Source organism: Bacteroidales bacterium (assembly GCA_017521245.1).
Taxonomy (GTDB): domain Bacteria; phylum Bacteroidota; class Bacteroidia; order Bacteroidales; family G3-4614; genus Caccoplasma_A.
In genome coordinates this window covers 28,571-44,540 of record JAFXDI010000025.1, presented here as the reverse complement: position 1 = coordinate 44,540, position 15,970 = coordinate 28,571, and the positions used below count along the sequence as shown (strand labels likewise).

The window sequence follows — 15,970 nt, the reverse complement described above, 5'->3', positions numbered from 1 at the left end:
TCGTCTATACTTAAAAGTATTTGGGCGATTTTTTTTATATACAATATTAAATTTTAGTTATCAGATAGGTTTTTTGTTAAAATTAACATTTGCCATAAAAAGAATTTGCTCTATAAATTATACTTTTGCTTAGTATAAAATAGTTTCCATATAATTAATAGATTTAATATGCAAATAGATATTCCTACCGGTAAGATTTCAAAATGCTTGAAATTTTTTAAAGATATATTTTATAAACTAAAAAATACACCTCGTAAATATATTTATATTCTTATTGGTATTCTTATAATTCTTATAGGAGTTTTTGTTTGGATATATTGGCCCAAGCCATTACCTCCTCAATATCCCACTGTTTTAGCGGAACCTGTAAGCAAGGAAAATGTTGAGATTTACGTTGAATATGCCGGTAAAATTAAGGCTAAACAACATGTAGAGATTAGAGCAAGGGTTGAGGGTTATTTAGAAAAGATGTTTTTTGAAGAGGGTGGTTATGTTAAGAAGAATGATATTCTTTTTGCTATTGACCCACAAGTATATAGTGCTAAAGTTGAAAAGGCTAAAGCCCAACTAAACAAAAACCAAGCACTTGAACTAAAAGCAGAGCAGGATTATAAACGTATTAAGCCTCTTTATGAGCAAAATGCTGCCAGTCAGTTGGATTTAGATAATGCTATTGCCGCATATGAGGCGGCAAAGGCTGAAGTTATTATGAGTAAAGCAGACTTGACTCAAGCAGAGATTGCGTTAAGTTACACTGAAGTTCGTTCTCCAATTTCGGGATACATTAGCGAAAGCTCTGCTGATATTGGCACATTAGTGGGGCCAGGCGGAAAATCACTACTTGCTACAATGGTTAACAGTGATACTGTTGAAGTAAATTTCAGTATGACCGGATTGGATTACTTAAAAAGCAAGGAACGAAATGTTAATCTCGGTAAAACTATTGAAGAACGAAACTGGAATCCATATATTACTATTACCTTAGCCGATGATACAGAGTATCCAATACATGGTCTTGTTGATTTTGCAGATCCTCAAGTTGACCCCAACACCGGTACTTTTTCAGTAAGAGCACAAATGCCTAATCCAGACCATATACTTTTGCCCGGTCAGTTAACAAAGGTCAAACTTCTTATGGACGTACATGAAAATGCTGTGGTTGTTCCAACAAAGGCTTTAATTATTGAAAAGGGTGCTGCTTACGTTTTTGTTGCAAGAAAAGACTCTATTGTGGAAAAACGCTTTATTGAGTTAGGACCAGAAGTAAAAAACAGAGTTGTTGTAAGTAGAGGATTGGGCGGCAATGAGATGATTATTGTTGAGGGGTATCATAAACTAAGTCACGGAATGCGTGTTAATTTGATTAAATCGGACAACAATGAAAAGTGATTTTTTTATTGACCGTCCGATTTTTTCGATGGTCATATCAATTCTGATTTTGATAATTGGTGTTATTGGCTTATGGATGCTTCCTGTTGACCAATATCCTCAAATTGTTCCTCCTGTTGTTAAGGTGTCGGCATCATATCCCGGAGCAAGTGCCGAAACTGTATCCCAAGCCGTTGCTACCCCTATTGAGCAAACCTTAAATGGTACTCCCGGCATGATATATATGGAGTCGCAAAGTACAAATACCGGTACTTTCTCTGCTACTCTTACTTTTAATATTGACAGCAATGCCGACTTAGCGGCTGTTGAGGTACAAAATAGAGTTAAAGGAGCTGAAGCCAGATTACCTCTTGAGGTTATTCAAAATGGTATTTCTATTGAAAAACAGGCTTCGAGCAAGTTGATGACCATAACTCTAAAATCAACCAATCCAAATTTTGATGAGATATATTTGAGCAATTATGCCACATTAAATGTTTTAGACCAACTAAGACGTGTTAATGGTGTAGGTCAGGTTTCAAATATTGGTAGCAGATACTACGCTATGCAAATAAAGGTGAGACCAGCAAATTTGGCAGCACTTGGCTTAACGGTTCAAGATATTCAAAAGGCTATTAAAGAACAGAACAGAGAGTCTGCCGCCGGAGTGTTAGGACAACAACCCATAGTAGGTAATGATATTACAATTCCTATTGTTGCACAAGGTCGCTTATCAACAGTAAACGAATTTGAGAACATTGTTATAAAAACAAATAAAGATGGCTCAATATTGAGATTGAGAGATGTTGCCAAAATTGATTTGGAGGCTCAATCGTATAACACCGAAAGCGGTATCAACGGAGAGAATGCTGCTGTATTGGAGATAAAGATGCTACCTGGTATGAATGCTATGGAGGTATCAAAAAGAGTAAAAGAGAAGATGGAGGAGATAAGCAAAAGTTTCCCCGAAGGTATTACTTATGACATTCCTTTTGATATGACTGAGTACATCAGCCAATCAATCAGAGAGGTTTATAAAACTCTATTTGAAGCTCTTCTGTTAGTGATTTTGGTTGTATTCTTATCTCTTCAAAATTGGCGCTCTACATTAATTCCTGCTGTTGCTGTTCCAATCTCTTTAATAGGAACTTTTGGAGTTATGCTCATATTTGATTTTACTCTTAACACATTAACTTTGCTTGGACTTGTTTTGTCTATCGGTATTGTTGTTGATGATGCTATTGTTGTTGTTGAGAATGTTGATAGACATATTAGGGAGGAGAATCTTTCGCCATACGAAGCAACAAAAAAGGCTATGAAAAATTTAGGTGGGGCTTTAATAGCAACCTCTTTGGTTTTATGTGCCGTATTTATTCCTGTTAGTTTTTTACCCGGTATATCAGGTATTCTATATAGACAATTTACTATTACCATTGCCGTTTCGGTTATTATATCAACAATTGTTGCCCTTACCTTAAGCCCCGCTATGTGTGCAATGGTTCTAAAAAAGGAGGATATTGATAATCCGCAAAAAAAGAACAAAGTTTTCAGGGCTATTAATAATGCCCTGGATAGTGGTAATCGTTGGTATAAGAATATTATAAACAAATGGCTAAATAATTCTAAAAGAGTTTTTATATTCTTTGGTATCTCCATTGTAATTATAATAATTATGATGATGTTTGTTCCTCAAAGTTTCATTCCTCAAGAGGATCAAGGTTATTTTACCGTTGAACTTGAGCTGCCAGAAGGTGCTTCGCTTGAGCGAACAAGAGTTGTTACCGACAGAGCTATTGAATATTTAAATTCTTTGCCTGATGTTCTCCACGTTATGAATGTTACTGGTTCAAGCCCAAGACATGGGACTAACCAATCGAGAAGCCAACTGACTGTGGTAATGAAACAATGGGGGGAGAGAGAGAACAAGAACTTATCTGTTTTTATGGATAGTGTCAGAAATCACCTAAATAAATATCCCGAAGCCATTGTTCTAATAAGTTCTCCTCCTGCTATTCCTGGTATTGGCTCTTCTGGTGGATTTGAGATGATTATTGAAGCAAAAGGAAATACAACTTACGATGAGTTAAAGAGTGCGACTGATACAATTCTTTTCTATGCATCTAAGCAAAAAGAACTTTCAAGAGTAAGTTCTTCTATTCAAAATGAAATTCCTCAACTATATATTGATGTTGATAGGGATATGGCTAAACTTATGGGAGTATCAGTTGCCGATATTTTTACAACAGTGAAAGCTTTCACCGGCTCGGTGTATGTAAACGACTTTAATCTATTTAATAGGGTTTACAGAGTTTACCTTCAGGCTGATGCGCCTTTTAGAGCAAATCAAAGCAACATGAACCTATACTTTGTTAGAGGCAATGGTGGAGAGATGATTCCTGTTACATCGTTAGGCTCATCTTCTTATACTACAGGACACGGTACTATTAAAAGATTTAATATGTACTATGCCGCATCAATTACCGGTGAGGCAGCACCGGGTTATAGTTCGGGACAAGCAATGGCGAGTTTAGAAAAGATTGTCAGAGATAAGGTTAATAAAAATATTGGTATTGAATGGAGCGGTCTTTCATATCAGGAGAAGGAACAGAGCGGACAAACCGGTTATGTATTATTATTAGCCCTACTCTTTGTATTTTTGTTCTTGGCAGCTCTTTATGAAAGTTGGACTGTTCCGATTGCTGTACTTCTATCTCTTCCTATTGCTTGTGTTGGAGCATTCTTTGGCATTGCTATTTTTGGATTGGAAAATAATATATATTTCCAGATTGGTTTGGTTATGCTGATTGGTTTAGCGGCTAAAAATGCTATACTAATAGTAGAATTTGCAAAAGAACAGGTTGATAAAGGCATTGGCATTGTAGATGCCGCTATTAACGCCTCAGTCAAGAGATTTAAGCCAATTATCATGACCTCTCTTACATTTGTTTTAGGGATGATTCCTCTTGTCCTTGCTACTGGTCCAGGCTCAGCAAGCAGACAAAGTATTGGTGTTGGGGTATTCTTTGGTATGATAATAGCAATGTCTATTGGTATTGTTTTAGTTCCATTCTTCTTTGTTTGGATATATAAGGTAAAAGATTATTTGAAAAATAAAAAATTTAGACAATGCAGAAGATAATTATAACTATTGTTTGTGCTTTTACTCTTATTGGTTGCGGTGTTTCAAAACATTGTAAAGAGCCTCAAATTGAATTGCCTGAACAGATTGTAAAAGATTTACCTCAAGATTCAACATCTATTGCTGATATTTCGTGGAAAGAGATTATAAAAGATTCTCTTCTTATTGACTTAATTAATAAAACATTGGTGTACAATAAAGATATTCTTGTTGCCGAAGCAAGGATTAGAGAGTTTGAACGACTACACAAGGTAAAAAGAGCCGATTTAGTACCATCAATTGATGTTAATGCTTACGCCGACCGCGAAACATTAAATTATAATGGTGCTGGGAAAGATACAGATATTGAGGTTGGTGCTAAACTATCTTTTTCATGGGAGATTGATTTGTTTGGCAGATTGAGATGGAGCAATAAAGAAGCAAAAGCAAATTACCTGAAAACTATTGAGGCAAAACAGGCTTTGCAGGTTTGCTTAATTGCCGAAGTTGCTTCATCTTACTTTGAGTTGGTTGGACTGGACAGGGAACTTTTAATTGTTCAAAATACTCTTGACACAAGAGAGGAGAACGTTGAACAAGCAAAAATAAGATTTAAAGGCGGGTTGACTTCAGAAATTCCATATCAACAGGCTCAGGTTGAGTATGCTAAAACTGCGGCAATGATTCCTAACCTTTATAAAAAGATTAAAGAGAAAGAGAATGAAATATCTTTTTTATGTGGCTCAATGCCAACTGACATAAAGAGGTCTAATATTCACTCTATCATTATGCCTGATATTGCTCTGCAAATTGGTATTCCTTCGGAGTTAATTAAACGTCGTCCTGATATCAGAGAGGCTGAACAGGCTCTGCAGGCAGCAATGGCTAATGCTGGTTATAAATGGGCTGAAAGATTTCCTAAATTTGTTTTTGGGTTTGATGTTGGTTTTGAGAATGATGGTTTCAAAAAATTCATTAAATCGCCTATTACCTATTTGATTGGCGAGTTAACTGCTCCTCTATTCAATATGGGAAAGCAGAAAGCAAGATATGAAGCGGCATTAGAGGCATACGATATTAAACGTTTTGAATATGAGAAAAGAGTTATTCTTGCTTTTAGAGAAGTTAATGATGCTGTAAACTCTTATACTGCCGCTGTTGAAAATTGCCACTTAATGGAGAGTTTGAAACACTCTTCAGACAAATATGTAAAATTGGCTCAAGTTCAGCATATTAACGGACATATCAACTATCTTGATGTACTTGATGCTCAACGTAGTTACTTTAATGCCGAAATAAATCATAGTAATGCAATAAGAGATCAATTTCTGGCTCTTATTGACCTATATAAATCATTGGGAGGCGGAGTAATAAACAACCAATAAAAAGAGACGAGGGAAGAAGAGGGTTGAATAAAAACAGACTACTCTGCTCCACGCAGCATATATAGGTTCATAACTTAACCTTAGAGTTGAAAGCAACTCAAAAGGGAGAGATCTCAATTATAAGAGATTCTCTCCCTTTTACTTATATTCTTTTTTTTAGGGGGAGGGATAACTTAAAACGCATTATCGTCTCCTTTGAATATACCAAAGAATGTCAGTATCAATATCTTTATATCAAGGAATATATTCCAATGTTCGAGATACCATACGTCATACTCTACTCGTTTCTCCATCTGCTGAAGAGTTTTTGTTTCGCCACGATAACCGTTAACTTGAGCCCATCCTGTTATTCCTGGTTTTATAAAGTGGCGAACCATATATTTATCAATGAGTTTTGAGTAATCCTCTGTGTGCTTTAACATATGCGGACGTGGTCCAACTAACGACATATCACCCATAAAGACATTGAAGAATTGAGGAAACTCATCAAGACTGGTTTTACGCAAAAATGCTCCCACTTTGGTTATTCTGCTATCTCCTCGCTCAGCTTGTTTTGTATCGCTATCTTTGTTTATCTTCATTGTACGGAACTTAAGACAGTCAAAATCACGTCCCATATATCCTGTTCGTTTTTGGCGGAACAAGACCGGTCCCGGAGATGATTTCTTAACAGCAATTGCAATAGGCAAATACCAAAATGGAGAAAAAAGTATTACTATTCCAGATATTAGAATATCCATTGAACGTTTTATAAATCGTGCCGACCAGCGTTGTAATGGCTCCTCCCGCACCGACAATAATGGCACTGCTCCAATCATTCCAAAACTTAATGTTCGTGTCATAAAACGGCGCACCTCAGGTACAATAAAGAATCGAATAGTATTACGCTCAGACATCTGCAACATATTTATTATATCTGCATCTTCAACACTTGGTAATGCACAATAGAGTTCATCAACTTTGTTTTCGATACAGAAGTTTTCTACCTCAGAAATATCTCCTCGGTATAGTGCTTCTATTTTGGCGTCCTGAGGTTTTACACTATCAAAGAATCCCAAAAATTTATATCCGTATCCTGCATTAGATTGCAACTCCTTATGCAGAATCTGACCTGTTTGCCTTGCTCCTACTATTACTATTCTTTTAAAGTTATATCCCCGTTTACGATAGTATCGTATTATTTTATTTGCCGCAAACCACCAACTATTCAAAAATAGGAAAAACGACACAAAATAGAATAGTTGTACTTTTGTTCCTACCTCAATATTAAAAAACATTGAGAGCGATAAAAATATAAGAACAAATACTACTAATGATTTTAGAGTTTTTGATAGAAGAAGGTCAATATGGGTTATACGCTCGTTATACACATCGCTAAACGCATACACAACAAGCATATACGATACATTAAGTAACATCCACCCTATTCTCCAATCAAATGAATTAATAACTACTTCAGGCAGTATAAGATAACTTAATAGAAAAGATAAATTTATACATATAAAGTCACCTAAAACTATTATCCATTTTACTAATCTGCCTTTCCCTTTATTTCCCATTTTCTGAATCTCTTAAATCCTTAAATATTTTTGTCAATCAACTCAATCTTTGCAATTATCAACTCCATATCTTCATCGAGTTTCTTAATCTTGCGTTCAATCTCTTTTATGAATACATTCCCTTGTTTTGAAGAGATACTTAAAAATCCGATATTATTTTGAAGTGTCTGCTTCTCTGTTTTTATACGTTCGTATGTTCTTAGTAGCTTTTCTCGCTCACTATATAGTTTATTGCTATTACCTCCTTTTATTGATGTTTCATATGCCGATAATCTTGCACTCTTGTTCTTTATATTTAAACGATTAAACTGTTTATCAAGTTCTGATTTAAAGGCTTTGTTTAATTTATCTTTTTCTTTGAATGGAACAAATCCTATTGCATTCCACTCTACAATTATTGAACGTAACTCGGCTTCTGCCACAGAGGTTTCTAATGACTCGTCAAAAGCTTTAAGTTTCTCTAATATTGCTCGTTTTGCTTCAAGATTCTTTGCCTCCTCTTCGTTTTGTTGTTTCATAGCTTCCGCCTTTTGTGCAAAGAAGTAATCGCATGCCGACACAAAACGTTTCCATATAGAGTCAGAGTATTTACGTGGTACTGCTCCAATTTTTTTCCACTCTTTTTGTAAGGCAATCATCTTCTCTGTTGTCTTTTGCCATTCAGCGCTATCTTTTAAGGCTTCGGCTTTTTCACACAATCTTTGTTTTGCCTCTAAGTTTGAAGTAAATGTATCTTTTACCTCTTTGTAATATTCCGATTTCTTTGTAAAAAAGTTATCACATGCTTTGCGGAAACGCTCAAATAGTTGTGTATTTATTTTGTGTGAAGCAAATCCTAATGTTTTCCATTCTGCTTGCAGATTCAAAATCTCTTTTGTCTTCTCTTCCCATGCCGAGAATGAGGTAAGCGCTTCAAAATCTACAGCCTCAGCTTTTTCACACACAGCTGTTTTTGCCTCTTCTGCCTCTTTCTCTCTCGCTTTTATATTCTCAAAGTGTTGCTGGTGACGTCTGTTCACATCTGTTGAGGCATCTTTGAATCTTTGCCATATTGATTCGCGTAACTCCCTGTCTACTGGTCCTATCTCACGCCACTCATCATGCAATCTTTGAAGAGCTTTAAATGCAACTACTACATCTTTCTCTTCAGATAATTTCTCGGCAGCCTCGCACAATGCTGTTTTTTGCTCAAGATTCTTTTTGAAATCATAATCGCGTAACTCTTTGTTAATTTTCAGCATATCGTAAAATTGCTCAACATAGAGTTGGTATGTTTTCCAAATTTGAGTTACCGCAGTTGCGGGAATATCGGTAATGCTTTTGAACTTTTGTTGTAGTTGTTGAAACTCTGAATAACGTTTGTTTACATTGTCTGCATCGGCAATTAATTGCGACATTTCATCCAACACCGCTTGTTTTTGTGTTAAATTGGCTTGGCGTTGTTGCTCCTGCTCTGCAAGATATTTTGCTTTTTTCTCTTTATAATTTTGTATTGCTACCTTCAAACGCTCTTCAAGCTCATCTGCCGGCACAATAAATGGAGTCTTCTCTTCTTCATCAGTTTGGGTTGATTCATACTCTGCACGTGCAACCTCATACTCTTGCATACGTAGTTTATAATAGTGCTGTTTTAGTTGCTCTACCTCTCCCTTTACTTCAGCAACATCTCGTTCTATTGCTCGTTCTATCTGTTCTACTACTTCTATTCTTGTGGCGGGTAGCGACAACTCCTCCTTTTGTATCTCTTCGCATTGGGCAACCATTGCCTCTTGCTCTGAAACAACTACACTTACACTCTCTACTTCTGCAATTTCATTCTCCTTCAATACTGAATCATTTAATTCTGTCATAGTTATACAAGTTTATGGAGTCCAAAGACTCCCCATCCACAATAATTTTATTTATACCGATTATAACTCTTTTTCACTCGGTATGTTTACAATATACAAATGTATTAAATTTTTCTTTTAAAACAAATGTTTCTATTTTTAAATAATATTTTTTTAGGGACTTATCCTAAACTTTCTCTTCTGCTTGATAATATAACGTAGTGCTATTACTTGGTATTAGATAGTTTTTTGCCACCTCTATAATTTGTTGGGGTGTTACTTTACGATACTTATCCACCTCTTCATTTATGTCACTATCTAACATTTCGTAATAGGCAATGTTTGCCGCCAACTCACATGCTCCTATGTTCTCAAAGAGGAAGTTTGATTCAAATTTATTTACAACTTTCTCAAGTTCACGTTTTGTTACCTCCTCGCTACTCAATTTTGCAATCTCAGCGGACAGTACCTTATCAGCCTCCTCAATATTTATCCCGGGTGCAAGACGCCCCACAACAACCAACAATCCGGGCTCCACATTGCCAGTTATGGCAGCATCTACCATAGAGAATATCTTTTTGTTTTGTACCAGCTCATGGTTTAATCGCGATGATTTACCGGTAGATAGAATATCTGATATTAAATCGAAACAGGGATAATCTTTATGCTGGCGAGATACCATGTGATAAACCTTATATATGTTCGATGAGGGGACATTGCGATAGACTCTCTTTATTCGTGCCTTTCGTTGAGAAGGCTCTTGTGGCAATGGTATTGCGTCAAGCGGTTGTGATTCAATATTTCCAAACCACTTCTCTGCCAACCTTATACACTCTGAGAATGTTATATTACCAACAACCGATAGTATTGCATTATTGGGTGCATAATATCTTTGATAATAATCTTTTACATCACTCAATTTAGCATCGTATATATGCGACAACTTCTCTCCTATTGTGATTATTCTGTATGGATGTTTTTTATATGCCACCTTACGATATATTGCAGAAGCATCGGCATAATCGCGATTTAAGACTCTCTGTTTAAACTCCTCAGCAACCACGTGGCGTTGCACAGATAAATTCTCTTCTGTTAAACAAAGATTAACCATTCTGTCACTCTCTAACCAAAATGCAGTCTCTGCATTTTGATATGGCAATATCTCGTAGTAATTTGTTATATCCTGAGTGGTGTAAGCGTTATTCTCGCCCCCTACCTTTTGTAACACTTCATCAAAATTAGGGACCTTAGTTGTTCCCTCAAACATAAGATGTTCAAGAAGATGTGCATATCCGGTTTTACCATGAGTGTCATTTTTTGCACCTACCTTATATAGCATATTTACCACTACTATCTTAGTATCAGAATCGTAGTGATGAACTATACGCAATCCATTTTTTAGAGTATATCTATTCAGGTCTATCATCTTTCTCTATTTATACTGAACTACAAATATATCTTATTTTTACAATATGCTATCACAAATATTGTTTTTTGAGGATTTTATCTTCTTTTTTTGCATATTTTTTATATTTTTGCATTTTATGGGGAGTATGTTTGTTTTTGGCTTGCACCCTATAATTATAATTATTTAACGATGAAAATTTATTTGGATTTGGCTGTAAAAGCAGCCCTATTGGCTGGAGAAGAGATTCTAAAAATATATAACGATGAGAACTCTGATTTCAATATTGAGATTAAAGCAGACAACTCACCTTTGACTATTGCAGACAAAATGTCGAATGAGGTTATCTGCAAAGAGTTAAACTCATCATGTCTGCCAATTCTTAGCGAAGAGATTAAGAACAACCCCTATAACGAAAGGAAAGAGTGGGACTCGCTTTGGATTGTTGACCCTCTTGATGGTACTAAAGAGTTTATTAAACGCAACGGAGAGTTTACCGTAAATATTGCTTTAGTAAAAAACGGCACTCCTATTTTAGGAGTTATCTATATTCCCGTTAAAAAGACTCTATATTTTGGTGCAAAGGGAGAAGGAGCTTTCAAAATTGAAGATTTTACCATTGAAAACTATAAAGGTATTGGTCCGCTAATCAAAGCAAGTATGCCAATGCCTTGCTACTCGCAAGAGAGAGAGTTTAGAGTAGTTGCATCTCGCTCTCACCTATCTCCTGAGACTGAAGAGTTTATTAACAAAAAAAAGGAGCAATACCCTAACTTGGAGATGGTATCGGTGGGTAGTTCTATTAAAATTTGTCTTGTATGCGAAGGTAGTGCCGATGTTTATCCTCGCTTTGCTCCCACGATGGAATGGGATACTGCCGCCGGCGATGCTATTGCTCGTTCAATGGGACTTTGTTGTACACTTACTGATGAATCTACACCTTTGAAATACAACAAAGAAAATCTGTTAAACCCTTGGTTTATTATTAAAAAATAAGATTCTTGATTATGAGTTTTGAAGCGATATTTGTATTGTGTGTTATTGTTGTAATGCTTGGAGTATTAGCAACAGACAGAATGAGGCCAGGGCTTACACTTCTATTAGTTGCTATTATATTTATGACTTCTGGTATTATCTCTCCCAAAGAGATGATTCAAGGATTCAGCAACAAAGGTATGATTACCGTTGCAATACTATTCTTAGTCAGCGAAGGTGTTAGACGTTCAGGGGCATTGGATTACTTAATAAAACTTATCCTTCCTCAAAAGAAGAGTTCTGTTTTTTCTACACAAGTTAGAATGTTGCCTATTGTTGCTGTTCTATCATCACTGCTAAATAATACGGCTATTGTGGTTATTTTTGCTCCTATCGTAAAGAAATGGGCAGAGTTCTATAAAATGCCTGTTAAGAAATTTCTTATCCCCCTATCATACGCAACTATATTAGGAGGTACTTGTACTCTAATTGGTACATCAACCAACCTTGTGGTAGCCGGTATGATGGATCAAGATGGATATGCAATGAAAATGTTTGAGATATCTCACATAGGAATTATAACTCTTATCGTTGGCTTATTATATATTTTTGCAACATCTAAAAAATGGCTACCCAATAAAAAAGAGATATCGAACAAAAGCAAAGATAATGAGACAAAAGAGTTCTATTTTGAATTCGCCGTTAACACAAACAGTCCATTCATTGGTAGCACTGTAATAAATGGACATAGTAATCTTTTAGCCCAAAACGATATTGCCGCCATTAAAAGAAACAACGAATTTATTGACATATCAGAGAAAGAGATAACTCTTAATGAAGGGGATACTCTTTTGATCTCGGGAAGAAGCATACATATTGAAAACCTTACAAAGACAGAGGGTATCACCTTAACCTCTATTAAAGATGCAGACCCCGACTTTATAAAAAAAGCGGAAAAAGTTGTTGAGGTTGTACTTGCTCCTCGTTTCCCGGGATTGAGAAAAACTTTAAAAGAGTTCAACTTTCAAAGACGTTATGGCGCTGCTATTATAGCAATTAAAAAAGATGGAAAAACTATAACCTCAGGATTTGAAGATGTTAAATTTGAGGAGGGTGATGACCTACTGCTTTTAACCGACAACTCATTTATTGGTGCATGGGGAGAGAGTAGCGTTTTTCACCTAATGTCTGACGTAAGTGATTATGAGGCTCCTATGAAGAAGAACAGAAAATGGGCAGCTCTAATAATCTTGATTCTTATGGTTGTTGGCGCAACATGCGGAGAGTATCTACCTCGCCTTAATGGTATGAAGTTGGATATGTTCTTCTTTGCATCGTTGGCTCTCTTTGCTATGACTCTATTTAAACTCTACCCTGCAAAAAAATATACAAAGTTTGTAAGCTGGGATGTTCTGATAGCCATAGCATCGGCATTTGCCATCTCATCTGCTATGCAAAATTCTGGTATAGCAGACTCTATTGCAAGCACTCTTATAAATATTTCAGGTAGTTTAGGTCCTATTGGTATGATTGCCACTCTATATTTTGTAACAACAATCATTACAGAGTTTATCACAAATAACGCTGCTGCCGCATTGGCATATCCCGTAGCACTCTCTATGGCTAACAATTTAGGAATAGACCCAATGCCATTCTTTATAACCATTTGTATGGCAGCATCGGCAAGCTTCTCTACTCCTATTGGATATCAAACCAACCTTATTGTTCAAAGTATTGGTGGATACAAATTTATGGACTTTATGAAAATTGGTGTTCCTTTGAGTATTATATGCTTAATAATAACAACTATATTTGTTCCCCTTATTTATTGGGGAAGTTTAACTAATATTCCCGTTAATTTACCTTAATAACAACTTTAATTAATACTGACTATGCCAACTGAAAATATATATCCTATATTCGACAGAATGCTTCAACGTGAAGATAGAGAAAAACTTCTTAAACAACGTGGTGTTGTTCTTTGGTTTACCGGACTCTCAGGTTCAGGTAAAAGTACTTTAGCCATAGCACTTGAGAGAGAGTTACACAACGCAGGTTATGTGTGCAGGCTTTTAGATGGTGACAACATCAGAACAGGCATCAACAATAATCTTGGATTCTCTGAGGAGGATCGCAAAGAGAATATTCGCCGTATTGCTGAAGTTGCTAAACTTTTTGCAGATAGTGGTATAATCACAATAGCATCATTTATAAGCCCAACAAATGAGGTTAGAAAAATGGCTGGTGAAATTATTGGCGAGAATGATTTTCTTGAAGTGTTTATAAGCACCCCTCTTGAAGTTTGTGAACAACGCGATGTAAAAGGTCTGTACAAGAAAGCAAGGGCCGGTATTATTAAAGATTTTACAGGCATATCTGCTCCCTTTGAGGCTCCCGAAAATCCTTTTGCAGAGATTGATACCTCAAAATTTACTATTGAAGAGTGCATAGCAAAACTTAAAGATATCATCAAAGAGAGAATAACATTATAATAATTGACAATGAAAAAGAGTGATTTAATATTTATTATTGTTGTTGTTACCCTGTTTTTACCCTTCTTTGTTTGTGATACTGTTTATGAATGGTACAAAACATTCAACTCGGAACACGCAATAATAATGAGCTTCTTGAAGTTTGCCATACTCTCTACCATGGGAGAGATGATTGGTATGAGAATTTCAAACGGCAAATATATAACTAAGACTTTTGGTCTTATACCTCGTATGGTTATTTGGGGAGTTTTAGGTGTTTGCATTGGCATGGCAATGACTATATTCTCAACTGGTGTACCTGTATTTATGGAGCTGGCTGGTATGGAGAATGCCACTAAGATGCTCGCTGGCGAGTTATGCTTGAATAAAGTATTGGTTGCATTAGCAATTTCGGTTGCAATGAATACTATTTTTGCACCTGTATTTATGACTTTTCACAAGATTACTGATACTCATATTTTAAATAATGGAGGTTCTTTAAAGTCTCTTATTACACCCATTCCTTTTGGCAAGTACATAAGTGAACTAAACTGGAAAGTCCAATGGGGATTTGTTTTTAAAAAGACAATACCTCTCTTTTGGTATCCAGCACACACAATTACATTCCTACTTCCGCAAGAGATGAGAGTTCTCTTTGCCGCTCTATTGGGAGTTGCCCTTGGTGTAATTCTTGCTGTTGCTGCGGTTAAGAGCAGAAAATAATTTGAGGAAACGATAACATAATGGCGAAGTGCATTTAGTCTGCACTTCGCCATTTTTTATTAAGGACATAAGATTTTTACATCTTATGAGTATCATTTTATCTCTATAATTCCCCTTTTATATATAAAATATATATAAAGTGCTTAATATATGAGGAGTTATTTGTATCTTTGCGGTTCAAAATATTTCTGAAACATTTATTATTAAGTATGAAAGAATACAATTTAAGTCACTTAAAAGAACTTGAGGCAGAAGCAATTCATATCATTAGAGAGGTTGCCGCAGAGTTTGAGAACCCTGTCATGCTATACTCTATTGGTAAAGACTCTTCTGTTATGGTTCGCCTTGCAGAGAAAGCCTTTGCACCCGGTCGTGTTCCATTTCCTTTAATGCACATCGACTCTAAATGGAAATTTAAAGAGATGATTGAGTTCCGCGATAAATATGCAAAAGAGTTTGGTTGGAATTTAATTGTTGAGTATAATAAAGAGGCTTACGAAGCAGGTATCGGTCCTTTTACTCACGGAAGTAAAGTTCACACCGATGTTATGAAAACTCAGGCTCTTTTACAGGCTCTTGACAAACATAAATTTGATGCTGCTTTTGGTGGAGCAAGAAGGGATGAGGAGAAATCTCGTGCAAAAGAGAGAATATTCTCGTTCCGTGACCGTTTCCACAAATGGGATCCTAAAAACCAACGTCCTGAACTTTGGGATATATACAACGCTAAAGTTCAAAAGGGAGAATCAATCAGGGTATTCCCCCTCTCAAACTGGACAGAGTTGGATATATGGCAATATATTAGATTAGAAAACATTCCTATTGTTCCTCTATATTACGCAAAAGAGCGTCCGGTGGTTAATGTTGACGGCAACTTGATTTTGGCTGATGATGATCGTATGCCAGAAGAGATGAGAGCAAAGGCAGAAATGAAGATGGTTCGCTTCCGCACTTTGGGTTGTTATCCATTAACAGGTGCAGTTGAATCAGAGGCTGACACTATTGAAAAGATAGTTGAGGAGATGATGATTACAACTAAATCAGAACGTACTACTCGCGTTATCGACTTTGACCAAGAGGCAAGTATGGAACAAAAGAAGAGAGAAGGATATTTTTAAGAACCTGTTTAATTTTTTT

The 15,970-nt window shown here is 36.1% G+C and carries 11 protein-coding genes; 8 read left to right on the top strand and 3 right to left on the bottom strand.

The genetic code is table 11. The features are described from left to right. The first annotated feature begins 168 nt into the window (after positions 1–168). The 3 genes from IKK64_05220 to IKK64_05210 are packed head-to-tail and all read left to right on the top strand — an operon-like array spanning position 169 to position 5,871. Entirely contained in the window at positions 169–1,389 is a 1,221-nt protein-coding gene (locus tag IKK64_05220; GenBank protein MBR4119463.1) for an efflux RND transporter periplasmic adaptor subunit, read from the top strand. After that, positions 1,379–4,507: a multidrug efflux RND transporter permease subunit gene (locus tag IKK64_05215; GenBank protein ID MBR4119462.1), complete on the top strand. Its 3,129-nt coding sequence runs from the start codon at positions 1,379–1,381 to the stop codon at positions 4,505–4,507. The genes IKK64_05220 and IKK64_05215 overlap by 11 nt, the downstream gene beginning before the upstream one ends. Further along, positions 4,495–5,871: a TolC family protein gene (locus tag IKK64_05210; protein MBR4119461.1), complete on the top strand. Its 1,377-nt coding sequence runs from the start codon at positions 4,495–4,497 to the stop codon at positions 5,869–5,871. Before IKK64_05215 ends, IKK64_05210 begins: the two co-directional genes overlap by 13 nt. Before the next feature lie 173 nt (positions 5,872–6,044). Here IKK64_05210 and IKK64_05205 read toward each other — a convergent pair whose 3' ends face one another. The 3 genes from IKK64_05205 to IKK64_05195 form a co-directional block, all read right to left on the bottom strand. Continuing rightward, positions 6,045–7,430 carry an undecaprenyl-phosphate glucose phosphotransferase gene (locus IKK64_05205; protein MBR4119460.1) on the bottom strand — a complete coding sequence of 462 codons (1,386 nt, stop codon included), beginning with the start codon at positions 7,428–7,430 and terminating at the stop codon, positions 6,045–6,047. 20 nt (positions 7,431–7,450) lie between these two features. Next, on the bottom strand, positions 7,451–9,280 hold the full coding sequence (locus IKK64_05200) for a DUF349 domain-containing protein (GenBank protein MBR4119459.1): 1,830 nt from the start codon (positions 9,278–9,280) through the stop codon (positions 7,451–7,453). A 166-nt stretch (positions 9,281–9,446) separates the two neighbouring features. Next, positions 9,447–10,685, bottom strand: a complete 1,239-nt coding sequence (locus IKK64_05195; GenBank protein ID MBR4119458.1) for an insulinase family protein — start codon at positions 10,683–10,685, stop codon at positions 9,447–9,449. A gap of 171 nt (positions 10,686–10,856) precedes the next feature. Between IKK64_05195 and cysQ the strand changes: the two genes are divergently transcribed. The 5 genes from cysQ to cysD all read left to right on the top strand — a co-directional run bounded on the left by cysQ (position 10,857) and on the right by cysD (position 15,951). Beyond that, positions 10,857–11,660: a 3'(2'),5'-bisphosphate nucleotidase CysQ gene (gene cysQ / locus IKK64_05190; GenBank protein ID MBR4119457.1), complete on the top strand. Its 804-nt coding sequence runs from the start codon at positions 10,857–10,859 to the stop codon at positions 11,658–11,660. An 11-nt stretch (positions 11,661–11,671) separates the two neighbouring features. Then, on the top strand, positions 11,672–13,507 hold the full coding sequence (locus IKK64_05185; protein ID MBR4119456.1) for an anion permease: 1,836 nt from the start codon (positions 11,672–11,674) through the stop codon (positions 13,505–13,507). A gap of 24 nt (positions 13,508–13,531) precedes the next feature. Further along, positions 13,532–14,131, top strand: coding sequence for an adenylyl-sulfate kinase (cysC, locus tag IKK64_05180; protein ID MBR4119455.1), 600 nt, complete (start codon positions 13,532–13,534; stop codon positions 14,129–14,131). Between the two features lie 9 nt (positions 14,132–14,140). Beyond that, positions 14,141–14,833, top strand: a complete 693-nt coding sequence (locus IKK64_05175; GenBank protein ID MBR4119454.1) for a hypothetical protein — start codon at positions 14,141–14,143, stop codon at positions 14,831–14,833. A 209-nt stretch (positions 14,834–15,042) separates the two neighbouring features. Further along, positions 15,043–15,951, top strand: a complete 909-nt coding sequence (cysD, locus tag IKK64_05170; GenBank protein MBR4119453.1) for a sulfate adenylyltransferase subunit CysD — start codon at positions 15,043–15,045, stop codon at positions 15,949–15,951. Positions 15,952–15,970 lie beyond the last annotated feature (19 nt).